General features: G+C 73.0%; 19 protein-coding genes. 15 read left to right on the top strand and 4 right to left on the bottom strand.

Annotation, left to right across the window (positions count from 1 at the left end):
• Positions 1-699: 699 nt before the first annotated feature.
• Positions 700-1,380, bottom strand: coding sequence for a M23 family metallopeptidase (locus ACWEGE_RS38030; RefSeq protein ID WP_449665319.1), 681 nt, complete (start codon positions 1,378-1,380; stop codon positions 700-702).
• Between the two features lie 855 nt (positions 1,381-2,235).
• Between ACWEGE_RS38030 and ACWEGE_RS38035 the strand changes: the two genes are divergently transcribed.
• The 9 genes from ACWEGE_RS38035 to ACWEGE_RS38075 all read left to right on the top strand — a co-directional run bounded on the left by ACWEGE_RS38035 (position 2,236) and on the right by ACWEGE_RS38075 (position 12,498).
• Positions 2,236-4,260, top strand: coding sequence for a hypothetical protein (locus ACWEGE_RS38035; protein ID WP_449665320.1), 2,025 nt, complete (start codon positions 2,236-2,238; stop codon positions 4,258-4,260).
• The gene (locus ACWEGE_RS38040; protein WP_449665321.1) at positions 4,250-4,582 is read left to right on the top strand and encodes a hypothetical protein; all 333 of its coding nucleotides are present in this window, start codon (positions 4,250-4,252) and stop codon (positions 4,580-4,582) included. Before ACWEGE_RS38035 ends, ACWEGE_RS38040 begins: the two co-directional genes overlap by 11 nt.
• A gap of 119 nt (positions 4,583-4,701) precedes the next feature.
• Positions 4,702-5,871, top strand: coding sequence for an ADP-forming succinate--CoA ligase subunit beta (gene sucC / locus ACWEGE_RS38045; protein ID WP_449665322.1), 1,170 nt, complete (start codon positions 4,702-4,704; stop codon positions 5,869-5,871).
• A gap of 1 nt (position 5,872) precedes the next feature.
• Positions 5,873-6,763, top strand: coding sequence for a succinate--CoA ligase subunit alpha (gene sucD / locus ACWEGE_RS38050; RefSeq protein WP_449665323.1), 891 nt, complete (start codon positions 5,873-5,875; stop codon positions 6,761-6,763).
• A 209-nt stretch (positions 6,764-6,972) separates the two neighbouring features.
• On the top strand, positions 6,973-7,752 hold the full coding sequence (locus ACWEGE_RS38055; RefSeq protein ID WP_449665324.1) for a DUF5336 domain-containing protein: 780 nt from the start codon (positions 6,973-6,975) through the stop codon (positions 7,750-7,752).
• A gap of 141 nt (positions 7,753-7,893) precedes the next feature.
• Positions 7,894-9,348 (top strand): cell division protein PerM, encoded by a 1,455-nt coding sequence (locus ACWEGE_RS38060; RefSeq protein WP_449665325.1) that lies wholly within the window; start codon positions 7,894-7,896, stop codon positions 9,346-9,348.
• A gap of 77 nt (positions 9,349-9,425) precedes the next feature.
• Positions 9,426-10,043 (top strand): phosphoribosylglycinamide formyltransferase, encoded by a 618-nt coding sequence (gene purN / locus ACWEGE_RS38065; protein WP_361082235.1) that lies wholly within the window; start codon positions 9,426-9,428, stop codon positions 10,041-10,043.
• Positions 10,033-11,592 carry a bifunctional phosphoribosylaminoimidazolecarboxamide formyltransferase/IMP cyclohydrolase gene (gene purH, locus ACWEGE_RS38070; protein WP_449665326.1) on the top strand — a complete coding sequence of 520 codons (1,560 nt, stop codon included), beginning with the start codon at positions 10,033-10,035 and terminating at the stop codon, positions 11,590-11,592. Before purN ends, purH begins: the two co-directional genes overlap by 11 nt.
• Positions 11,593-11,745: 153 nt before the next feature.
• The gene (locus ACWEGE_RS38075) at positions 11,746-12,498 is read left to right on the top strand and encodes a hypothetical protein (protein ID WP_449665327.1); all 753 of its coding nucleotides are present in this window, start codon (positions 11,746-11,748) and stop codon (positions 12,496-12,498) included.
• Here the strand turns inward: ACWEGE_RS38075 and ACWEGE_RS38080 are convergent.
• Together ACWEGE_RS38080 and ACWEGE_RS38085 are read right to left on the bottom strand one after the other, a co-directional pair.
• Positions 12,495-13,247, bottom strand: a complete 753-nt coding sequence (locus tag ACWEGE_RS38080) for a hypothetical protein (protein ID WP_449665328.1) — start codon at positions 13,245-13,247, stop codon at positions 12,495-12,497. The genes ACWEGE_RS38075 and ACWEGE_RS38080 overlap by 4 nt on opposite strands.
• 45 nt (positions 13,248-13,292) lie before the next feature.
• Complete coding sequence (locus ACWEGE_RS38085) at positions 13,293-13,781, bottom strand: GNAT family N-acetyltransferase (protein WP_449665329.1); 489 nt, start codon at positions 13,779-13,781, stop codon at positions 13,293-13,295.
• A 307-nt stretch (positions 13,782-14,088) separates the two neighbouring features.
• On the opposite strand from ACWEGE_RS38085, the gene ACWEGE_RS38090 reads away from it, so the two are divergent.
• The 4 genes from ACWEGE_RS38090 (at position 14,089) to ACWEGE_RS38105 (ending at position 20,973) form a co-directional block, all read left to right on the top strand.
• Entirely contained in the window at positions 14,089-14,787 is a 699-nt protein-coding gene (locus tag ACWEGE_RS38090; protein WP_449665366.1) for a hypothetical protein, read from the top strand.
• Between the two features lie 412 nt (positions 14,788-15,199).
• Positions 15,200-16,762: a DNA polymerase Y family protein gene (locus ACWEGE_RS38095; protein WP_449665367.1), complete on the top strand. Its 1,563-nt coding sequence runs from the start codon at positions 15,200-15,202 to the stop codon at positions 16,760-16,762.
• A 2-nt stretch (positions 16,763-16,764) separates the two neighbouring features.
• On the top strand, positions 16,765-17,667 hold the full coding sequence (locus tag ACWEGE_RS38100; protein ID WP_449665330.1) for a hypothetical protein: 903 nt from the start codon (positions 16,765-16,767) through the stop codon (positions 17,665-17,667).
• Complete coding sequence (locus ACWEGE_RS38105; protein ID WP_449665331.1) at positions 17,668-20,973, top strand: error-prone DNA polymerase; 3,306 nt, start codon at positions 17,668-17,670, stop codon at positions 20,971-20,973.
• On the opposite strand, the gene ACWEGE_RS38110 is transcribed toward ACWEGE_RS38105, so the two are convergent.
• Positions 20,966-21,694 (bottom strand): class I SAM-dependent methyltransferase, encoded by a 729-nt coding sequence (locus ACWEGE_RS38110; protein WP_449665332.1) that lies wholly within the window; start codon positions 21,692-21,694, stop codon positions 20,966-20,968. The two genes, ACWEGE_RS38105 and ACWEGE_RS38110, sit on opposite strands and share 8 nt — an antisense overlap.
• A gap of 109 nt (positions 21,695-21,803) precedes the next feature.
• On the opposite strand from ACWEGE_RS38110, the gene ACWEGE_RS38115 reads away from it, so the two are divergent.
• A complete protein-coding gene (locus ACWEGE_RS38115) occupies positions 21,804-22,271 on the top strand; it encodes a VOC family protein (protein ID WP_449665333.1) in 468 nt (155 codons plus the stop codon).
• Between the two features lie 24 nt (positions 22,272-22,295).
• Complete coding sequence (locus tag ACWEGE_RS38120; protein ID WP_449665334.1) at positions 22,296-22,883, top strand: pentapeptide repeat-containing protein; 588 nt, start codon at positions 22,296-22,298, stop codon at positions 22,881-22,883.
• Positions 22,884-22,911: the final 28 nt, after the last annotated feature.

The raw sequence follows: 22,911 nt of genomic DNA on the forward strand, positions 1-22,911 counted from the left end.
CAGGAGTTCCTTCGCGTGCGGGAGCGGAGGCGTGCCGGCTGGCCGCCGCTTGGCGAGCGCTGCTCAGGCAGCACGAGCTCGGCGCGGACGGGCGCTGTGTCACCTGCGGCCGGGGACGCCGCTGGACGACGAGGGCCCGGAGTGCCGCGCGTGTCCGCTCCGCGGGGGGCGCCGGGGGAGCGGTGCCCTGGGGTTGGCTGCCGGTCCGGCGGCCGGCGGAGCTGTGCACGGTGTGGCAGGTCGCGGTGGCCTACTTCATCCGGCGGTTACCGGGTGGACAGCGATAGGCCATTGCGGGCGCTGAGGCGCCTGTGGCCGGTTCTTCCCGGCTTGGGAGTGGTCTCGGTCGTCCGGCGGGTGTCGGCGTGGCTCTTGGCGCTTGTGGCTCAGGAGATCTTCCGCGCGGCCGGCTTTCGCGGTGGGGTGACCTTGCCGGAGGCGCTCGATGTCGAGGCTGTCCGGTCACCGTCGCCGTTGCCGGGGTGCCGAGGCATACCCGATCCGGGCGTTTGTGTTTGGCCGTCAGTGGCCAACCTTGATCTTGTGACCGGTTTCAGCGCACGAGCGCCTCGGCGGAGCGCGGGTTGTCAGCGCCCTGTGCCGTCGGTGGCTGCCGGTCGCGTCCCGGCCGGAGCGAGTGGTCGCTCGACGGCCGGGTTTCCGCTGGTGGTGCGAGCTTCCCCGAGGGGAGCGAACGGATCAGAGGACGATGCCGCGCTGGGCCAGCCAGGGCCGCGGGTCGATCTTCTTGGTGCCGTTCTGCCAGACCTCGAAGTGCAGGTGCGGGCCGGTGCTCTGGCCGCGGTTGCCGATCTCGGCGATCTGCTGGCCGCACTTGACCTTCTGGCCCTCCTTGACGGAGAAGCTGTTCATGTGGCCGTAGACCTGGATCGTGCCGTCGTCGAGCTGGACCCGCACCCAGAGGCCGAAACCGCTGGCGGGGCCGGCCTCGATCACGGTGCCGTCCGAGGCGGCGTAGATCGGGGTGCCGATGGCGTTGGCGATGTCGATGCCGAGGTGGCTCGTGCCCCACCGGGCACCGAAGCCCGAGGTGAAGGTGCCGTGCGCGGGCAGGCAGGTCTTGGGGCGGGAAGCTTCTTCGGCGGCCTTCTTGGCGGCGTCGGCTTCGCGCTGCTCGCGGGCCTGCGTGATGGAGGCGCTGTCGGCGAGCTTGGCGGCCTCGGCGGAGGCGTCGACGGTGTGGCCGGCCGGCAGGAGTTCCGGGGCGCCCCCGGAGCCCGCACCTCCCGCGGTCAGCGAAGCGCTGGCGTCCTGGCTGTTGGCCAGCGGCGTGACGGCGGTGTTGGAGTCGGTGACTGTCTTGAGGGTCGAGCCCGCAGCGGCGGCGGCGAACGCACCAGCCGCAACAGCGGCAACCACGACACGGCCGCGAAGGGCCGAAGAGGGCGGGGCGATGCGGTGCGCACCCCGGACACGAACGACCGCACCTTCCAGTGCGTCCTTCAATGCCGGGGAAGGAGCTTGGCCGCCGGGGGAGCGGTGTGAAGCCAAGACAGGGCCTTCCATCGTCGGGGAGCCGGGTCGAGGACTGCGGGCGGGGGAACCCGGTGAGCCAACCTCGGGGGTGGTTTGCTCGGCGTCCTACTTCGTGACCTGACTGTAATGGGGACCCCGGGACAGTAACGAAGGGGTACCGCTGTCGGCAAGGCGTGCCCTCGCAGTCGGCCGTTCGGGTGGAACCGGCACCGCGCTCACCTGTGGAAATCACCCAAAGTTAGAGGGGGTTTACGGCGTTCGGTGTGACTTGCCTTACAGGCTGAACGGATGGTGAAGATCGGCCGAAGGGCCCAACGAGGCCTCCGGAAGGCCCCGCGGGCGCCCATGGACCCGAATGGGCCGGAATAACGGATTGCGGAGAGGAGTTGAAGCGCTTCCGACGACTCACGCCCGCCGAGGGCTCCCGAGTGGCCCGAGCTTGCTAGCGTCGCGGGCAAGATGCCCCCACGCGCAGAGCCCCCCACCGAAAGCAGCCCCGGCCCCCGCCAGGAACCCCAGGCGCGAGGCAAGGACAGAGCGGCCCCGGGCGAGCCCCCTTCAGACGCACCCACCCATCCGGTGCCGGCTGCGAGTGACGTGGAAGGGACGCCCGAAAGCGCTGCGGGCGGCACCGAGCCTGCCGCCGAATCCGACGCGCCGACACAACCGGCGCCCACCGCCGGAGGCGACTCCGGCGCGACCGGAAAATCCGCCGAATCCGACCCGCCGACGAGCCCGGTGCCCGCCGCGGGCCGTGTAGTTGGTGTGCCCGAAAATTCCGCCGCATCCCCGCGCAGCTCCGCCAAGTCCAGCCGCCGCAGCACCACCACCAGCCGAGCGGGCCAAACCGGCAATCCCGCCGAACCGCCCCCCACCACCCGGCGCACCACCGGTAACCCCCGAACCACCCCCGCCGGGCCCACCGAATCGACCGGGCGCACCACCCCCACCGGTCCCACCGCCGCCGCTGGGCCCGCCCGCCCCGCCGGGCCCGCCAACCCCACCGAGCCCACCCCCGCCGCCGGGCCCACCGAATCCACCGACCCCTGGGCCGACGAAACCCACCCCTCCACCGCCCTGAAAGCCGCCCTCACCCTGGCCGCCCTCGGGGCCGCCGCTCTCGTCGTCGCCGCCTTCGTTCCCGTCTCGCCCGCCGCCGGGCCCGGGTTCTCCAGCTGGCCCTTCCTCGCCCTGCTCGCCCTCGCCCCCGTGGCCGCCGCCGTCTGGCTGGCGCTGGCCGGGAAGCCCGGGCTCGGCGGTGGGGTCGTGCTCGGCCTGGCCGCGCTCGCCCCCGGGCGGCTGGTTCTCGACCTGCAGTTCGCCGTCAACGGCCCGCTCACCATCCGGCCCGAGCTCTACCTCCCCGACCGGTTCCTCGGCAGCTCCGCCGTCGGCGGCGGGTTCTGGCTGCTCGTCGCCGGGCACCTGCTGACCGGGGCCGCCGGCGTCGTCGCCTGGCGGGCGCTCCGGAACCACGACGAACCCGAACGGCGGCGGTGGCGGCTGCTCGTCCCGCTGCTCGCCGTCGTCGCCGGGGCCGGGCTGCTCACCGCTCCCGTCCACTCCGACAACGGCTTCCTGCTCGCCCGCGCCGCCTTCGAAGGCCCCTGGCCCGCGCTCGGCGGGTACCTCCTCCTCGCCGCCGCCCTGCCGCTCGCCGCCGTGCTCGCCCTCGCCGCTCCGGCCGAGTACGTCGCCCGCGGTGCTCTCGCCGGGCTGGCTGCCGCCGCCTTCGCCGTCGCCGCGCCGCCCGTTCTCGCCGGGCTCTTCCGGGACGATCTGCACGTCACCTGGGGACCGTCGCTCACGCTGGTCGCGGCGGCGAGCATCGGCGGCCTCGCGGGGACGCGGCTCACCGAAAGCACCAAAAAGGCCGAAACCGGCAACGCCGAACTCCCCGGTCTCTTCTGGTGGCGGCTCACCACCGGCCTGCTCGGCCTCGCCACCGCGCTCGCCGCGCTCATCGGCGCGTTCGCCCCGCAGGTCGCCGTCACCGCGCTGAACCCGGGCGCGAGTGCACCCGTCAGCGCCGCCGCCGACAGTCCCGCCCGCTGGTTCCTGCTCGTCGCCGCGGTCGTGCTCGCCGTTCCCGCCGCACTCGTGCTCGTCCCGAAGACCGCCGCCGTCGCGCGGCCGGTGCTCGGGGTGGCCTGGGCCGGGATCGTCCTGGCCGGCACGGCCGTCCTCAACACCGCGCTGACCGCCACCCAGGCCGGCAACCTCGCCGGCTTCGGGGGTGCGGCCGCCCCCGTCTTCACCTACGACCTCGGCGCCGGTGCCGCCTGGACGTTCGCCGCGCTCGTGCTCGCCGCGCTGGCCGCGCTCGCCGCCGCCGGTACCGGGGTCGTCGAACGCGAGGACGCGGGTGAGGGCACAGCCCACGGCAACCTCCTCGCGCCCGTCGCGGCCGGCGCGATCCTGGCCGTCGCCGCGTTCGGGCTGCCCGTCTTCGCCGTCCCGGGCTACGTCGCCGCCGGCTTGTGGTCGCACCTCGACACTCCGTCGTGGGGCCTGCTGACCGCCGCCGTGGTTGTCGTCGGCGCCGCCGCGCTCGCGACGCGCTCCCGGCCGAAACCCGCGGCCGCCCTGCTCACCGGCGCCGCTCTGCTCACCGCGCTGCACGCGGCCGAGCTGCCGCTCGTCGGCGGCTCGCTGGGCGGCGCCAGCCCGGCCACCGGGTTCTGGGTCGCCCTCGCCGCCACGGCCGCGCTGCTGCTCGCCGCCGGCATGGCCGCCGGTCTCGGAGGACGCCGTGGGGCGTGAGCGCCTCCGGGTGCTGCTCGTGGAGTTCGCCAGGCCCGATCCGGCCGCCGTCGCGCTGGCCCGCGTCCTGCGTGACGAAGGCATGGAAGTCGTCCACGCCGGCCCGCTGGACACGGTCGAGCAGCTCCGGAGCACGGCCGAACAGGAGGATCCCGACGCCGTCGGCGTGCTCGGCGAGGGGCCGCCGCCCGGGCTCGCCGCGGCGTTGAACGGCGTTCGCGTCTTCGGCGCCGGGCCGGCCGGGGACCCCGGAAAAGTCGTGGAATGGTTGCGCGGTGGGCGGTCTCACACCGGTGAAGCACCGTCTGACCGCACACGGTGACCGACTTCACCAGGTGCGGAGTCCCCTGCGTCTGCGCAGGTCGCTAACCTCGACTGGTCCGACAGCGCGGTCCGGTCATGCGGACCACCACAGTGGCGTGTCGTCAGGAGACTGGAGTAGTGGACCTCTACGAGTACCAGGCGAGGGATCTCTTCGCCGCCCACGGAGTACCGGTTCTGCCGGGCTCGGTGGCTAGCACCCCCGAAGAAGCCAAGACCGCCGCGGAGCAGATCGGCAACCAGGTCGTCGTCAAGGCGCAGGTGAAGGTCGGCGGCCGTGGCAAGGCGGGCGGCGTCAAGCTGGCCCAGACGCCGGACGAGGCGAAGGAGAAGGCGGAAGCCATCCTCGGCCTCGACATCAAGGGCCACATCACGCGTCGCGTGCTGGTGGCCGAAGCCTCGGACATCGCGTCCGAGTACTACTTCTCCTTCCTGCTGGACCGCGCGAACCGCACGTTCCTGGCGATGGCGTCCTCCGAGGGCGGCATGGAGATCGAGCAGCTCGCGGTCGAGCGCCCGGACGCGCTCGCGAAGATCCCGGTCGACGCGATCGCCGGGGTCGACAAGGCGAAGGCGCTCGAGATCCTGAAGGCCGGCCACTTCCCGGCCGACATCATCGACGAAGCCGCCGACGTCGTGGTGAAGCTCTGGGAGACCTTCGTCTCCGAGGACGCCACCCTGGTCGAGGTCAACCCGCTGGTCCGCGACCCGCAGGACAAGATCATCGCCCTCGACGGCAAGGTCACCCTCGACGAGAACGCGGACTTCCGCCAGCCGGGCCACGAGGCCCTGGTGGACAAGGAAGCGGAGAACCCGCTCGAGGCGAAGGCCAAGGCCAAGAACCTCAACTACGTCAAGCTCGACGGCCAGGTCGGCATCATCGGCAACGGTGCGGGCCTGGTCATGTCCACTTTGGACGTCGTGGCGTACGCGGGCGAGAAGCACGGCGGCGTGAAGCCGGCGAACTTCCTCGACATCGGCGGCGGCGCGTCGGCCGAGGTGATGGCGGCCGGGCTGGACGTCATCCTCAACGACACCGACGTGAAGAGCGTCTTCGTCAACGTCTTCGGCGGCATCACCGCCTGCGACGCGGTGGCGAACGGCATCGTCGAGGCCCTGAAGATCCTGGGCGACGAGGCCACCAAGCCGCTGGTCGTCCGCCTGGACGGCAACAACGTCGTCGAGGGTCGCCAGATCCTGGCCGACGCGAACCACCCGCTGGTCACCGTGGTGGACACAATGGACAACGCGGCCGACAAGGCTGCCGAGCTCGCCGCGGCAGGTGCGTGAGATGTCGATCTTCCTGAACGAGAACAGCAAGGTCATCGTCCAGGGGCTCACCGGCTCCGAGGGCATGAAGCACGCCACCAAGATGCTGAAGTCCGGCACGAACATCGTGGGCGGCGTCAACGCCCGCAAGGCCGGCCAGACCGTCACCATCGAGGGCAAGGACCTCAAGGTCTTCGGCACCGTCGAAGAGGCGATCAAGGAGACCGGCGCCGACGTGTCGGTCATCTTCGTGCCGCCGAAGTTCGCCAAGGACGCGGTCATCGAGGCGATCGACGCCGAGATCCCGCTCGCCGTGGTGATCACCGAGGGCATCCCGGTGCACGACTCGGCCTACTTCTGGGCGCACGCCGTCGCCAAGGGCAACACCACCCGGATCGTCGGCCCGAACTGCCCCGGCGTGATCAGCCCGGGCAAGTCGAACGCCGGCATCATCCCGGCCGACATCTCCGGCGCGGGCCCGATCGGCCTCGTGTCGAAGTCCGGCACGCTGACCTACCAGATGATGTACGAGCTGCGGGACATCGGTTTCTCGACCGCGGTCGGCATCGGCGGTGACCCGATCATCGGCACCACGCACATCGACGCCCTCGAGGCGTTCGAGGCCGACCCCGAGACCAAGGTCATCGTGATGATCGGCGAGATCGGCGGCGACGCCGAAGAGCGCGCCGCGGCCTACATCAAGGAGAACGTGACCAAGCCGGTCGTCGGCTACGTCGCGGGCTTCACCGCGCCCGAGGGCAAGACCATGGGCCACGCGGGCGCCATCGTGTCGGGCTCCTCCGGCACGGCCGCCGCGAAGAAGGAGGCCCTCGAGGCCGCCGGCGTCAAGGTCGGCAAGACCCCGAGCGAGACCGCCGTCCTCGCGCGTGAGCTGTACAACAACCTGGGCTGAGCCCGGGAAGTAACTCCTGGTAGAGCCGGGCACCCGAACGGGTGCCCGGCTCTCCCTCGTTCCGGCATGAAACCGGGCGAGGTATTCACACGTCTGGTGGGCTGGTGGCCGCGAAGTGCGCTAGCGTTCTGCGCACACAAGCCGCCTCGTCTTTCCCCGGGTGCCCGTGCGCGCCCGGGGTGCCGGTCGAACCGACAGGAGTGCATCCGATGACCTTCCCCAGCGGTGGGCCCGGCTACCCCCAGCAGGGTGGCGGCCAGCAGCCCCCCGGACCGCCGTCCAGTGGCTTCCCGGCGCAGCAGCCGCCGCATTCGCACCAGGCGTCCTCTTCAGGTGCGGGCCTGCCGCAGAACCTGCCGCTGCTGCTCGCCCTGGTCGTCGCCGGCCTCGGCCTCGTGCAGTACTTCCTCGGCTTCTCCGACAACGGCGAAGTCGGCCTCGGCGGAACGTTCCTCCTCGGCGGCGGCCTGCTCGCCGCGATGACCGCGCTGCCCAAGGGCCCGAAGACGCTGCCGTTCGCGGCGCTGTTCAGCGTCCTCGGCGCGCTCGAGGTGCTGGACACCCTCGTCGGCATGCAGACTTCGCCGGGCATCGTCACCGTCATCCTGATCCTGGGCATCCTGCAGATGCTCGCCGCGGTCGGTGCGCTGCTGATCGCCCACGACGTCGTCAAGCCGCCGTCGCCGAAGCCCGCCGCGCCGTCCTACGGCGGCCAGTACGGCCAGCCGGGTCAGCAGTTCGGTCAGCAGGGGCAGCAGGGCCAGCAGTTCGGCCAGCCGGGCCACGGGCCGGGGCCGATCGCCCCGACCGGTGAGCCGTCGGCGCCGTTCTCGCAGCCGGGCCAGTACGGCTCGCCGAACCCGCCGTCGACCACCCCGCCGCCGGGCCAGCAGGCCACGACGTACGCCCCGCAGCAGGGCCAGTTCTTCCAGCAGCCGCCGCCGGAGAACCCGGGCACGCCGCCCGGTGGCTTCGGCAAGACGAACTGACGCCGTCCCCGGACACCCGGAACACCCGCTGTGACACCCCGTGTCACAGCGGGTGTTCTGCGTCCGGGGAGACCCGACCGGGTGAGCTCGGTGGCCGGGCGGCGGCGTGGCTCACCCGGACGGAGCAGCCCGGATGTCAGGGTGCGGATCATGGACGTGCTCACCGACGAACCCCACCCGCCGGGTGACGAGGTGGGCGCACCCGCACCCGCCCGGGTGTCCCCGGTGCGCGTGCTGGCCGCCGCGGCCCTCGGTCCGCTGGTCACCGGCTACACCGCCGTCGCGACCGTGCTGGTCCTGGTCGCCCTCACCGCCGGCCGCGCCGCCTTCTCCGGCACCGGGGTGCTGCTGGCCGCGGGCCCCGGCTGGCTCGCCGCGCACCAGGTGCGCCTCGACATCGCCGGCCACCCGCTCGGCGTGCTGCCCCTGCTGCCGACGCTCGGCGTGGTCGCGCTGGCCGCCCGGACGGCGTCCGGCGCCGCCCGCCGCCTCGGCTGCCGCTCGTTCCGCGAAGGCGTGCCGGTGCTGGTCACGATCGCCGGCGCGCACGCGGTGTTCGGGCTGGTCATCGCGCTCTGCGCGCAGGGCTCGCCGGTGACGGCGAACCCGGTCGCCGCCTTCGCCGTGCCCGGCCTGCTCGCCGCCTCCGCCGCGGCCGCGGGCACCACCCGGGCGTGCGGGCTGCCCGACGTCGTCTCGGACCGCCTCGACCCGCTCGCGCTGCGCGCGCTGCGCACCGGCGCGCTGAGCCTGGCCGTCCTGGTGGCCTGCGGGGCCGCGGTGTTCACCGTCGCGACCGCGGTGTCGTGGCCGACGGTGGCCGGCACCTACGAACCCGGGCTCGGCACCAGCTCCGGCCTCTTCCTGCTCTCGCTGCTGTACCTGCCGAACGCCGTGACGGCCGCGCTGTCCTTCGTCACCGGGCCCGGGTTCTCGATCGGGCCGCTCACCGTCGGCATGTTCGGCTACCACGGCGGGGCCGTGCCCGCCGTCCCGCTGCTCGGCGGCCTGCCCGAGCACCACGCGGCCTGGTGGCCGGCGCTGCTGGTGCTGCCCGCGGCGGCCGGTGCGCTGGCCGGCTGGTCGCTGCGCAAGGCCGACCCCGACCCGGCGCAGCGCATCCGCGCGGTCGCGGTCGCCGGTGCCGTCGTCGCGCTCGGCTGCGTCGTGCTGGGCTCCCTGGCCGGTGGACGGCTGGGCGACGGCCCGTTCGACCCGGTGAGCGTCCCGGTCGGGGTGGCCTCGGTCGTCGCGTTCTGCTGGATCGTCATCCCGGGTTCGTTCGTCGCGTTCTTCGCGGGCGAGCACGAGCCACCCGCGCCGCCGCCCGAAGCGCTCGAAGACAACGAAGCCTTCCAGGACGCCGACGACGTCGACCCCGAAGAGGCGCTGGAAGCCGTCGAGGAGCTCGAAGAGCTCGAAGGGCCGTCCGAAGAGGACGGAGAGCTCTCCGCGGAGGACGCGGAGTTCGAAGCCGAGGCCGACGCCGAACTGGGCCTCGGCGAACCGGCCAACGACGTCCCCGAACCCGGCGAAGCTGTGACCGGAGGCACCGAGACCTGCGGCGACGTCGAGCCGACCGAGGGCGACCGTTAGGGTTTAGGGGACCTGGTGAAGCGCCGTGCGCCCGGCTGCGCACCGCCCGCGGCAAGGAGCCCGCTCTGTCTCAACGGTTGGAGCTGCCCACCCCGGTGAAGCTCGTCGTGCTCGCGTCGGGCTCCGGCACCCTCCTGCAGGCGGTGCTGGACGCCACCGGGCGGTCCGGCTTCCCGGCCAAGGTCGTCGCCGTCGGCGCCGACCGCACCGGCATCGAAGCCCTCACCCGCGCCGAGCGGCTGAGCATCCCGTCGTTCACCGTCCGCGTCGCCGACCACCCGGACCGCGCCGCGTGGGACAAGGCGCTGACCGAGGCCGTCGCCGCGTACCGGCCCGACCTGGTCGTCTCGGCCGGGTTCATGAAGATCCTCGGCGAGCAGTTCCTCGGCCGCTTCACGGTGATCAACACCCACCCCGCGCTGCTGCCGTCCTTCCCCGGGATGCACGCGGTCCGCGACGCGCTCGAAGCCGGCGTCAAGGTGACCGGCTCGACCGTGCACTTCGCGGACGCCGGGGTCGACACCGGGCCGATCATCGCCCAGGAGGCGGTCGTCGTGGAGAGCGACGACGACGAAGACGTCCTGCACGAACGGATCAAGGCCGTCGAACGCAGGCTGCTGGTGGAAACGATCGAGCGACTCGGCCGCGGTGGCTGCACCGTGGACGGACGAAAGGTGACATTTCGTGAGCACTGACCTGGGACGGCGCCCGGTCCGCCGGGCGCTGATCGGCGTCTCGGACAAGGCGGGCCTCCTGGACCTCGCGACCGGCCTGCACGCGGCCGGCGTCGAGATCGTCTCCACCGGCGGGACGGCGAAGGCCATCGCCGACGCCGGGGTCCCGGTCACGCCGGTCGAGCAGGTCACCGGCTTCCCGGAGTCGCTGGACGGCCGCGTGAAGACGCTGCACCCGAACGTGCACGCCGGGCTGCTGGCCGACCAGGGCAACCCCGACCACGTCGAGCAGCTGCGCAAGCTGGACATCGCGGCGTTCGACCTGCTCGTGGTGAACCTGTACCCGTTCGCGCAGACCGTCGCCTCCGGCGCGAGCCCCGAGGACTGCGTCGAGAACATCGACATCGGCGGCCCGGCGATGGTCCGCGCGGCGGCGAAGAACCACGGCAGCGTCGCGGTCGTCGTCGACCCGGCGAGCTACGGCTGGGTGCTCGAGCGCGTCGCCGACGGCGGCTTCGAGTTCGAAGACCGCAAGCGGCTCGCGGCCCGGGCGTACGCGCACACGGCGGCGTACGACACGGCTGTCGCTTCGTGGTTCGCCAGCGCGTACGCACCCGCGGACGACGCCGGCTTCCCGGACTTCCTCGGCGCCACCTGGGAACGCGCCGACGTCCTGCGCTACGGCGAGAACCCGCACCAGAAGGCCGCGCTGTACAAGAGCCAGAACCCGGGCCTGGCGCACGCCGAGCAGCTGCACGGCAAGGCCATGTCCTACAACAACTACGTCGACACCGACGCCGCGCGCCGCGCCGCGTTCGACTTCGACGCGCCCGCCGTCGCGATCATCAAGCACGCCAACCCGTGCGGCATCGCGATCGGCGCGGACATCGCCGAGGCGCACCGCAAGGCCCACGCCTGCGACCCGGTTTCGGCCTACGGCGGCGTCATCGCGACGAACCGGCCGGTCAGCCGCGAGGCCGCCGAGCAGATCGCCGAGGTCTTCACCGAGGTCGTGCTGGCGCCGGACTTCGACGCCGAGGCCCTGGAAATCCTGCAGCGCAAGAAGAACATCCGCCTGCTGAAGCTGCCGGCCGCCCCGGCGTTCCCGGTCGAGTTCCGGCCGATCTCCGGCGGCGTCCTGCTGCAGACGGTCGACGCGATCGACGCCTCCGGCGACGACCCGGCGAACTGGACGCTCGCCACCGGCGCCCCGGCCGACGAAAACACCCTGCGCGACCTCGAGTTCGCGTGGCGCTCGCTGCGCGCGGTCAAGTCCAACGCCATCCTGCTGGCCGCCGACGGGGCGACCGTCGGCGTCGGCATGGGCCAGGTCAACCGGGTCGACTCGTCGCGGCTCGCGGTGGCCCGGGCCGGCGACCGCGCCAAGGGCTCGGTCGGCGCGTCGGACGCGTTCTTCCCGTTCCCGGACGGCCTGGAGGTGCTGGTCGAGGCCGGGGTCCGGGCGATCGTGCAGCCCGGCGGCTCGGTCCGCGACGCCGAGGTCATCGCGGCCGCGGAGAAGGCCGGCGTCACGATGTACCTGACGGGGACGCGCCACTTCGCGCACTGACCGCTTCCGGGGGCTCCGGGTGGCGGAGCCCCCGGCCCGGGGCGAAGCCCCGGATGTCACTGACCGCTTTCGGGGGCTCCGGGTGGCGGAGCCCCCGGCCCCGGGGCGAAGCCCCGGATGTCACTGACCCCGCGCTTCGAGAGGGAGGGCTCGATGCAGCAACCGCCGCCGTACGGGCACGGTCAGCAGGGGTACCCGGGCTACCCGCAGCAGCAGCCCGGGTACCCGCCGCAGCAGGGCTATCCGCCCGGGTACCCGCCGCCCGGCTACCCGCCCGCCGGGTACGGCGCGCCGGCGCCGCCGCCGAAGAAGAAGCGGCTCGGGCTGGTCTTCGGCATCATCGGCGGGGTCGTCGTGCTGCTCGGCGCGGGCATCCCGCTGGGCACCGCGGCGGCCGACTACTACGCGAGCACCGGCGCGGCGCCGTCGTCGTCGCCGGTGCCCGCCGAGTGCCAGGTCCCGGCGCCGGTGCTGGAGAAGGCGGGCTTCCCGAGCTTCGTCCTGGCCGGCCAGGGCACCGAGGGCCTGCCGGGCATCAAGCAGCAGGGGTGCAGCTGGAAGCCGGGGCCGGACGAGAACGTCCGCGACGCCACCATGCACGTCCAGATCACGCAGTACTCCGGGTACGGCGCGCGCGAGCAGGCGGACGCCCTGTTCAAGCCGACGGCGCCGCCGATCCCGCCGACGGACGTGCGCGGCATCGGCGACAAGGCGCTCCTGGTCCGGCTCGCCACCGGCAGCGCGTTCAGCGGGTCCCGGCTGCACGTCATGAAGGGCACGACCGTCGTCGTCCTCGAGGTGTCCGGCTGGGACAAGGGGTTCTTCTCGAACTCGCCGATGCCGCAGGAGGAGACCGACGCCGCCGTGCAGGCGGTCGGTGCCGAGATCGTCAAGAAGCTGCGCTAAGCGGGCGCGGGCAGCGCCCGGCACAGCGCGACCGGGAACTTGGGCTCGGCCGCCAGGATCTCCGCGCAGCCGCCGGACCGGGCCTGCGCGAACGACGTCCACCCCGAGTCGCTCCAGCGGAAAGCGCTGCGGGACGGCGGCCCGGCCGGGTGCTGCACGAGGTCGAGGATCAGCCAGCCCGGCACGCACGCGCGGGTCGTGCCCGGGTTCGCGGCGCCGGCGGCGGACACCGCGGCGCCGATCCAGGCGGGATCGCAGTGGTCGGCGGGCGGGGCGCAGGCGCCCTGGCTGTCGCAGTGGCCCCAGCCCGCGCCGAGCTTGTGCCAGGCGTTGCCGGTGTCGGCGTTGAGGATCACCGTCCGGTCCGCGATCGGGTCCGCCGTCGTCAGCCGCACTTCCGCGGCCACCTTGTCCTGGCAGCCGCCCGCCGCGGGGCGCGTCGAGTAGACGACGTCGGCGCGGATGTCGGTCTTGGCCTCCAGCACCTGCTCGATCCGCGGCTCGCGGACGCAGCCGGGGTCCTTGCCGGGCAGCGCGACCTGCACGAAGAGGCTGCGGTCGTCCGAACCGGGGCGGATCCCGGTGACGTCGGCGCGGAACGAGCGCCACTGGGCGCCGATGGTCGTCGGTGCCGTGGCCGCGGCCGTGGCGCCGGGCACCCCGCAGCCCGCGGCCACCGCGGCGGTCGCCCCGGCCACGGCGAGCGCGCAGGCGACCGCCCGGATCGGCCGTCTCCGCGGTTCGGTCATCGCCACCCCCAAAGTCCACCGGGGAATCTAGCCGACGCCGCAGCGTCAGCCGGGCGGCCCGGGTTTTTCGCTGAGGGTGACGTCCTTCTCCAGGTAGACCGCGCCGCGGATGTGGCCGTCGGTGGGCCGCATCTCGGTGAGCCGGTAGCCGGCCCGCTGGTAGAGCGCGATGTTGCGGGCGCTGCGCGCACCGGTGAAGAGGGCGAACCGGCGGGCTTCGGCGGGCGCCTGCGCTTCGGCGTGGGCGAGCAGCCGACGGCCCAGCCCGCGCCCGGCGAGGTCCGGCGCGACCATCAGCCTGCCGAGTTCCCAGCGGTCCCCGTCCAGGCGGGCGCGCACGGCGCCGACCAGCCGGTGGTCATGGCGCAGCACCCAGACCGACCACGTCTTCGTCCAGTCACGCACGTCTTCGAGGGTTTCGTGCAACGCGGGGATGTCGAGGGTTTCGTTGAGGACGGCCTCCTGGACCCAGCAGCAGCGCTGGAGGACGAGCAGTTCCGGGACGTCTTCGGGGCGGGCGTCGGTGAGCTCCACGCCGTCTGTCTAGTGACCGGACCCGGGCGCGGGCAAGTTCATTACCTTGGGCGGGGTGACCTGCGCGACGCACTCGAGCGGATCGCTTCCGGCGCCGATTCGCGCTTGGCGTTCCAGGCCGCGTACCCCACTGGTGGGTGACTTGACACCTCGGGTGGTTCGCGGTTGACTTGTTCATGTCGAACACGTGTTCGACATGAACCGCCGCCTTCCCCGCGGCGAACCAGTGCCGTCGGTCGTGTTTTTGGGAGAGGCCCGACCGCCGGCCCTAGTCCGTGGTGGGGAGGTGCGTGCGGTGACCGCTGTGGTGACGTCCGTGGTGGAGCCGCCGGTGGCCCGGCTGGCGGCCCTGCCCGGGGTCAGCACGGCGAGCCGGGTGGCGGCCCAGGCCGAGCGGGCCAGGGCGACGGGAAGGGTGCTCCCGGTCGTCCCGGCGCTGGCCGGGTTGCTGCCCGACACCGGGCTCCGGCGCGGGAGCACGGTGGCGGTCCACGGCGGAACATCCCTGCTGCTCGCCCTCCTCGCCGCGGCGACCACCTCGGGTTCCTGGGCGGCGGTGGTCGGCATGCCGTCGGTGGGCATCGCGGCGGCGGCCGAGTACGGCGTCGACGTCACCAGGCTGGCGCTGGTGCCGAGCCCGGGGGTGGAGCTCCCGGCGGTGATCGCGGCACTGCTGGACGGCGTGGACCTGGTGGCGGTCCAGCCTTCCGTGGCGCTCCAGCCATCGGTGGCGCGCCGGCTGTCGGCCCGAGCCCGCCACCGCGGCGCGGTACTGCTGTCCTCGGGCGCTTGGCCCGCGGCCGACGTGGAGCTTTCCTGCCGTCGCGGGTCATGGACGGGCCCGGATTCCGGTTACGGTCACCTCCGGTCCCGCCGGACACAGGTCCGAGCCCACGGCCGCGGCCCGGCGGGCCGCCCCCTCGCGGCCGAAGTCCACCTCCCGTCGGCGGACGGATCGATCACCACCGCGCGCCCGGAGCCCTCCCTCCGGGAGGCAACGGCATGACCGACCCCACCCCCCGCCGCCTCCCCACCCCCGCGAGTCGGCGCCCGAATCACCCGTGTCGCCCCTCTAATCACGGGTGTCGGCTTCCGAATCACGCGAGTTGCCCCTCCAATCACGCGTGTGGCCTCCTCAAACACGCGAGATGCCTTTCCAGTCACGGGTGTGGCCTCCTCGATCACGCGAGTGACCCCTCTCGTCACGCGTCCCGAGCGTCCGGGTACGCGAGCCGGCCACGTGGGCACGCGGGCCAACCATCCGGGTACGCCGGCCGACCGCTCAAGCACACCGGCGGGCTGTCCCGATGCGTGAGCCCTCCACCTCAGCACCTCCGTCCCCGGCGGGGCGGCGGCCGGGTTCGGGAGGCCGCGTGACCGTCCCCTCCCAACGCGTCGCCCCCGACGCACCCACGCGCATGCTGGTTCTGTGGTGCCCCGACTGGCCCGCCGTCGCCGCCGCGGCCACCGGTGGGATGGGCGCCGATCTGCCCGTTGCCGTCTTCAGTGCCAACCGGGTTGTTGCCTGCAATGCCGTTGCGCGGCGGAATGGTGTGCGGCGGGGGATGCGACGGCGGGATGCCCAGTCGAACTGTCCGGAACTCGCCGTCTTCCTCGCCGACGACGGGCGGGATGCCCGGCTGTTCGAGGCCGTCGCGCGGGCCGTCGAAGGGCTCGTTGTCGGCGTGGAGGTCGTTCGGCCTGGGCTCGTCGCCGTTCCTGTCGACGGGGCCGCCCGCTACTTCGGCGGGGAACACAAGCTCGTCGAACGGCTTCTCGACGAGGTCGCCGCCGCGGCCGGGGTCGAGTGTCAGGCCGGCGTTGCCGACGGGCTCTTCGCCGCGACGCTCGCCGCGCGGTGCGGGACGTTCGTCGACTCCGGGCGGGCCGCCGAATTCCTCGCGACGCTTCCGGTCACCGAACTCGACCAGCCCGGCGCCGAGCGCGCGGAGCTCGTCGACCTGCTGCGTCGGCTCGGGCTGAAGACGCTCGGCGCGTTCGCCGCCCTGTCCGAACGGGACGTCGCCAACCGCTTCGGTGCGGCCGGGCTGCTCGCCCACCGGCTCGCGCGGGGGCGTTCCGAACGGCCGCCGCTGCGTCGGCGGCCGCCGCCCGAACTGACCCTGGCCGAGGACTTCGACCCCGTCGTCGAGCGGGTCGACGTCGCGGCGTTCGTCGCCAAGGGGCTCGCGGCGCGGTTCTGCGCGGGCCTCGCCGGGCACGGCCTCGCCTGCACGCGGCTCGGCATCTACGCCGTCACCGAAGAGGGCGAACACCTCGGCCGGGCGTGGCGGTGCGCCGAACCGCTGACGCCCGACGGCGTCGCCGATCGCGTGCGCTGGCAGTTCGAGGGCTGGCTGCGCGCCGCACCCGGGCAGCGCCCGACGTCCGGCGTCGTGCGGCTGCGGCTGGAACCCGAGGAGGTCGTCGAAGGCCGGTCGCTGCAGCTCGACCTGTGGCGCAACGGCGGCTCCGACGAAGCCGACGAGCGGGCGGCCCGCGCGTTCGTGCGCGTCCAGGGCCTGCTCGGGCCCGAAAGCGTGCTCACCCCGGTGCTCGACGGCGGCCGCGACCCCGCGGGCCGGATCCGGTTGGTCCCGTGGGGCGACCCGCGCGAGCGCACGACACCGCCGGACGCGACCTGGCCGGGACGGCTGCCGTCGCCGTCGCCGGCGACGGTCCTCGCCCGGCCGGTCCCGGCGCAGGTCTTCGACGACGGCGGCCGGGCGGTCGGCATCACGGCCCGCGACCAGGTCACGGCGCCCCCGCGACGCCTCACCATCGCGGGCGGCGCGGGGCGGGAGGTCGTGGGCTGGGCGGGCCCGTGGCCCCTGACGGCCGACCGCCGACGGCCGGGTCCGCGGGCGGCCCGGCTGCAGCTGGTGCTGGCCGGCGAGGGAGACGAGCCGCCCGAAGCGGTGCTGGTGCACTGCGCAGGCACGGAAAATCCACTGTGGACGGTCGAGGGAGTGTACGACTGAGCATGGACGAGGACTACGCACGAAAGCTGCGCAACTGGCTGCGAGCCGAGCCCGGCGCCACCCACAGCGGGGCATCGGAGGAGCGCGAGTGGCTGCGCGAGATCCCCGAGCCCGCAACGGAGGAACCCGCGGGCAACCCGGACAGGTGGTCGGTCCGGGGCCGCCTCCCGCAGACCCCCGCCGACGACGCCTGGGTCTGCCCGGTGATCGCCCTCCCGATCCCGCGCTCGTCAGGGGAGAACGGCTGCCGCATGAGCGGGGCCGAGGTCCGCGTGCGCTGGGACCGCCCGGCGAACGCCGCCCGCCGCGCCGCCGCGCCGGACGCCGACCCTGGGAACGACGCCGAGGTTCGCAGCCGCCCGAGCCGCCGCGCCGAGGCCGATCGCCGCGCCGCCGCGCCGGACGCCGGCTCGGTGTCCGAAGCCGAGGCTCGGTCTCATTGGGCGCATCCTACGAACGCCGCCCACCGCGCCGCCGCGCCGGACACCGGCCCCGGGACCGACGCCGAGGTTCGCAGCGGCCGGGGCCGCCACGCCGCTGCGCCGGACCTCGGCCCAGGGAGTGAAGCCGAGGTTCGCAGCCGCCCGACCCATCCCGCCGAGGCAAACCGCCGCGCCGCTGCGCCGGACGGCGGCCCGGTGTCCGAAGCCGAGGCTCGGTCTCGTTGGGCGCATCCTACGAACGCCGCCCGCCGTGCCGCCGCGCCGGACACCGGCCCTGGGAACGACGACGAGGTTCGCAGGCGCCCGAGTCGCCGCGCCGAGGCCGACCGTCGCGACGAAACGCCCGGCGCCACCCCCATGACCGAAGCCGAAGCCCGATCCCGCTGGAACCACCCCGCCAACTGGCACCGTCGCCGCCGTGCGGCCGAAGACCGTCGGCGCGATCAGCCCGGGGACCGCTGAATGGGCTGGAACAACCCGCCCGTCCGCTGGAAGGACCTGGCCCGGACCCTCGCCGGCGGGCTTCCTCCCGGCGATCACGGGGACAGTCCCGCCTGGGGGCGGCGCCGTGAGGGCTACCGCAGACCCGGCGACCTCCCCACCCGGCGCAACGACGACGGCGCCGAGGCCGTCCGCGTCCCCTACGCCGAACTGCACTGCCACTCCAACTTCAGCTTCCTCGACGGTGCCAGCCACCCCGAAGAGCTCGTCGAGGAGGCCGCGCGGCTCCAGCTCGACGCCATCGCCCTCACCGACCACGACGGCATGTACGGCGTCGTCCGCTTCGCCGAGGCCGCGCGGGAACTCGGCGTCGACACCGTCTTCGGCACCGAACTCAGCTTCGGCCTGCGCAGCCCGCAGAACGGCGTTCCCGACCCCGAAGGCGAGCACCTCCTCCTGCTCGCCCGCGGCGACCAGGGCTACCGGGCCCTCTGCCGCGCCATCACCGCCGGCCAGATCCACCACCAGGCCGAAAAAGGCCGGCCCAGGTACGACCTCGGCGCGGTCGCCGAGGAGGTCGCCGGGCAGTGCGTCGTGCTGACCGGCTGCCGCAAAGGCGCGGTGCGCTCCGCCCTCGTCACGCACGGTCCGGCCGCCGCCGCCGAAAAACTCGAAGAACTCATCGACCGCTTCGGCAAAGACAACGTCTACGTCGAGCTCACCGACCATCGCCAGCCCCTGGACAGCACCCACAACGACCTCCTGACGCAACTCGCGAGCGAACTGCAGCTCCCGACCGTCGCCACCACCGCCGCCCACTACGCGCGGCCCGAACGCGCCCCGCTCGCCGACGCGCTCGCCGCCATCCGGGCCCGGCGGGGGATCGACGAACTCGAAGGCTGGCTGCCCGCCGCCGGCACGGCCTTCCTGCGCAGCGGCGCCGAAATGGACGTCCTGTTCCGGCGGTACCCGGGCGCCGTCCGCCGCTCCGCCCTGCTCGGCATGGAATGCGCGTTCCCGCTGAAGCTGATCGCCCCCGAGCTGCCGCCCTTCGACGTCCCTGAGGGCCACACCGAGACGACCTACCTCCGGAAACTCACCGAAGAAGGCGCGAAGGAACGCTTCAAAGGCAAGCCCCACGAGGAAAAAGCCCAAGAACAGATCGAGCACGAACTCGCCATCATCGAAGAGCTCGGCTTCCCCGGCTACTTCCTGATCGTCTGGGACATCGTCCGGTTCTGCAACGAAAACAACATCCTCTGCCAGGGCCGCGGCTCGGCCGCGAACTCGGCCGTCTGCTACGCGCTCGGCATCACCAAGGTCGACTCCGTCGCCTACGAACTCCTCTTCGAACGCTTCCTCGCCCCGGACCGCGACGGCTACCCCGACATCGACCTCGACATCGAGTCCGACCGCCGCGAGGAGGCCATCCAGTACGTCTTCCGGAAACACGGCCGCCTGCGGACCGCCCAGGTCGCAAACGTGATCACCTACCGCGCCCGGTCCGCCGTCCGCGACGCCGCCCGCGCGCTGGGCTACTCGCCGGGCCAGCAGGACGCCTGGAGCAAGCAGATCGACCGCTGGGGTTCCCTGCAGAACACCGAAAAGGACCACGACCACGACATCCCGGACGAGGTCCTGCAGCTCGCCTTCGCCCTCGAAGACTTCCCGCGCCACCTCGGCATCCACTCCGGCGGGATGGTCATGTGCGCCGAGCCGGTGAGCCAGGTCGTCCCGGTCGAGTGGGCGCGCATGGCCGATCGCAGCGTGATCCAGTGGGAGAAGGAGGACTGCGCGGCCGCCGGGCTGGTCAAGTTCGACCTGCTCGGCCTCGGCATGCTGTCCGCGCTGCACTACATGATCGACCTCGTCGCGGAGTACAAGCACGAAACCGTCGACCTCGCCGAACTCGACCTCGCCGACGAGAAGGTCTACGACATGCTGTGCCGCGCCGACGCGATCGGCGTCTTCCAGGTCGAGAGCCGCGCCCAGCTGGCGACGCTGCCGAGGCTGCAGCCCCGCGAGTTCTACGACCTCGCCGTCGAGGTCGCGCTGATCCGGCCCGGCCCGATCCAGGGCGGCTCGGTGCACCCGTACATCCGCCGCAAGCAGGGCCGCGAGGAGTGGTCCTACGACCACCCGCTGCTCGAAAAGGCGCTGCACAAGACCAAGGGCGTGCCGCTGTTCCAGGAACAGATGATGCAGATCGCGCTGGACGTCGCGAACTTCACCGCGGCCGAGGCCGATCAGCTGCGGCACGCGATGGGGTCGAAGCGGTCGGACCGCAAGATGGACCGGCTGCGGCAGCGGTTCCTGGCGGGCGCGGCGGCGAACGGCGTCGACGACGAACTCGCGCAGAAGATCTTCCTGAAGCTCAAGGCCTTCGCGAACTTCGGCTTCCCGGAGAGCCACGCGCTGAGCTTCGCGCACCTGGTCTTTTCCAGCGCCTACTTCAAGCTCTACCACCCGGACGCGTTCCTCGCGGGCCTGCTGCGCGCGCAGCCGATGGGGTTCTACTCACCGCAGTCGCTGGTCGCCGACGCGCGGCGCCACGGTGTCACCGTGCACGGCCCGGACATCAACCGCAGCCTGCCGCACGCCACCCTGGAGGCGGGTGCCGGGCCGTTCCACGACGTGCGTACCGGGCTGAGCACCGTCCGCAAGATCGGCGAGGACCTCGCCGCGCGGATCGTGGCCGAGCGCGCGGAAAACGGCGAGTACCGCGACATGGCCGACGTCGCCCGCCGCGTGCGGCTGACCACGTCGCAGATCGAGGCGCTGGCCACGGCCGGTGCGTTCGCCGGCTTCGGCGGGGATCGCCGTCAGGCGCTGTGGACCGCGGGCGCGGTCGCCGGGGAAGGCCCGGAGCGGCTGCCGGGCCTGGTCGGCGCGCAGGCACCGGTGCTGCCCGGCATGGACGGGCTCGACGTCGCGGCCGCCGACGTCTGGGCCACCGGGGTGTCGCCGGACAGCTACCCGACCGAGTTCATCCGCGACCGCCTCGACGAGCTCGGCGTCGTCCCGGCGAGCGGCCTGGCCGACCTCGAAGACGGCGCGCGCGTGCTGATCGGCGGCGCGGTCACGCACCGGCAGCGCCCCGCGACCGCGGGCGGCGTCACCTTCCTCAACATCGAGGACGAAACGGGGATGGTCAACGTGATCTGCACGCTCGGCCTCTGGCAGCGCTACCACCGCGTCGCGCGCAGCAGCCCGGCGCTGCTGATCCGCGGGGTGGTGGAGAAGGCCGACGGCGTGGTCAGCGTCCTCGCCCACCGCGTCGAGCCGCTGCCGATGCGCATCAAGGCGAAGTCGCGGGACTTCAGGTGAGGGGACGCCGGACGATCGTGATGATCTCTGGGCTCGTCTCGGTCACCGGTGACCGGTTCCAGTGGCCGTACTGCTCGTCGACGACCAGCCCGGCCTCCTCGATGAACTCGTTCAGTGAGGGGACGTCCAGGAAGCGCAACGTGCTCTCGCTGAACTTCGGCGCGGCCCAGTCCGGGCTCTCGTAGGTGGTCTTGAAGCTGACGAGGCCGTTCTCGAACGGCCCGGCGTCGTTCCACGACCGGACGTCTCCGGCTGCCCAGACATTCGACGGCGTCCAGCGCTCCCAGGCGCGGGCGGCCGGGTTGCGCGTCTCGAAGCCGAACCGGCCGCCGGGCTTCAGCGCGCGGTGGATCGCCGAGAACGCCGTCCGCACTTCGTCGTCGGTCAGCAGCACCTGGAACGCGTGCCCGGTCATCACCGCGAAGTCGAACTCGGCGTCCCACGAGGCGGTCGACCAATCTCCGTGCACCCACTCGATGTCGGTGCGACGGCGGGCCTGGACGAGCATGCCCTCGGCGGGATCGATGCCGACGAGCCGGCCGTCGTGGCCGGACTCGCGAGCCCAGTGCAGCAGGGAACCGGTGCCGCAGCCGACGTCCAGCGCGGACTCCGCGGCCATGATCATCGGCAGGTAGAAGACGTAGTCGCCGCCGCTTTCCCGCGGGTTGAAGGCGTCGTACAGCGAGGCGAGGCCGGCGTCGGTGTAGTGCTCGTCGGGCATGGCGTCACGGTAGTGATCGGGTCGGGGAAGATCACCCGGTTTTCGGCAGCGGTCAGGAACCGGCCTATATCCGCCTTAGCTTCGGAAGCAGCGAACCAGAGGAGGAAACATGGTCAACCCCGTTCCCGACGGCTACCAGACGGTCACCCCGTGGATCATCGGCCGCGACACCGCCGGCCTGCTCGGCTTCCTGAAGGCCGCCTTCGACGCCGAAGAACTCGGGCGGGTCGTCGGCGAGGACGGGAAGATCGGGCACGCCGAGGTGCGCATCGGCGACGCCGTGGTGATGGCGTTCGACTCGCCGGACGGCTGGGAGGCGACTCCGGCCTTCCTGCGGCTCTACGTGCCGGACAGCGAAGAAACCCAGCGGCGCGCGATCGAAGCCGGTGCCACCGAGGTCACCCGGCAGACCGTGCTGTTCTTCGGCGACCGCGTCGGCCGGGTGCGCGATCCCTTCGGCAACCTCTGGTGGATCCAGACCCGGCTGGAGGACCTCGACGAAGCCGAGCTGGCGCGCCGCGCGCAGCTGCCCGAGTACGTCGCGGCGATGAACTACGTCCAGGGTGTGCTCCGCTGATCGCGGGTGTGGCACCCTGGGCCCGTGCTGGAGACGGGGGAGGACTACCGCGAAGCGGTGCTGTCCGGGCAGTGGTGGGAAAAGCGGCGGTTCACCGGGTGCGACTTCACCGGCGCGGACCTGAGCGGGCTGCGGACGCGCGGCTGCACCTTCGACGACTGCGTGTTCACCCGGGCCGACCTGTCGCGCTCCCGGCACGACGCGTCGGCGTTCCGGTCGTGCACCTTCGACCGGACCGTGCTCGCCGAAAGCCGCTGGACGGCGTGCTCGCTGCTCGGCACGTCGTTCACCGACAGCGGGTTCGGCGGGATCGCGCTCACCGAATGTGACCTTTCCCTCGCGTCGCTGGCGAAGGCCCGGCTGCGCAAGCTCGGGCTGTCGGGCCTGCGGCTGCGCGAGGCGAACCTCATGGAAGCCGACCTCACCGGCGCCGACCTGCGCGGCAGCGACCTGACCGGCGCCCGGTTGCAGGGCGCGAAGCTCGACGGCGCCGACCTGCGCGGCGCGCGGCTCGACGCGAACGCCCTGGTCCAGGCCGACCTGCGGGGCGCGGAGGTCGACGTCGAAACGGCGATCGCCTTCGCCGCGGCCCACGGGCTGGTCATCCGCTGAACCGGCGAAGGCCCCGGCGGCGCCGGGG

The sequence above is a fragment of the Amycolatopsis sp. NPDC004747 genome (assembly GCF_053601335.1).